Origin of the sequence: Magnetospirillum sp. UT-4, assembly GCF_902729435.1 — a bacterium.
In the GTDB taxonomy this organism is placed as follows: Bacteria; Pseudomonadota; Alphaproteobacteria; order Rhodospirillales; family Magnetospirillaceae; genus Magnetospirillum.
Window position 1 is genome coordinate 101,361 of record NZ_CACVCG010000101.1, and the last position, 267, is coordinate 101,627.

The following is a 267-nucleotide window of genomic DNA, read 5'->3' on the forward strand; positions in this document are numbered from 1 at the left end:
GGGTTCTTCGCAGGGGGGCAGGTCCATGCTCAATCACACCGTCATCGTCACCTTCACCGCGCCCGAGCATTCGGGCAAGACCACCCTCGAGGCGGCCTTCGCCAAGCTGCTGCAGGATCACGGCATTCCGGTGCGGATGCCGCCCGACGCCCAGCGCGAGGAGAAGATGGCGCTGCCCATGGACCAGTTGCTGGACCGCTTCCGCGAGAAGGGCATGACCATCCTGGTGATGGAAAGCAACGCCACGTAGGGGCTTGGCCCCGCCGA

At 65.9% G+C, this 267-nt stretch carries 1 protein-coding gene; it reads left to right on the top strand.

Annotated elements, in window-relative coordinates:
• Positions 1 to 25: 25 nt before the first annotated feature.
• Complete coding sequence (locus tag MTBUT4_RS14150) at positions 26 to 250, top strand: hypothetical protein (protein ID WP_173980337.1); 225 nt, start codon at positions 26 to 28, stop codon at positions 248 to 250.
• The last annotated feature ends 17 nt before the right edge of the window (positions 251 to 267 follow it).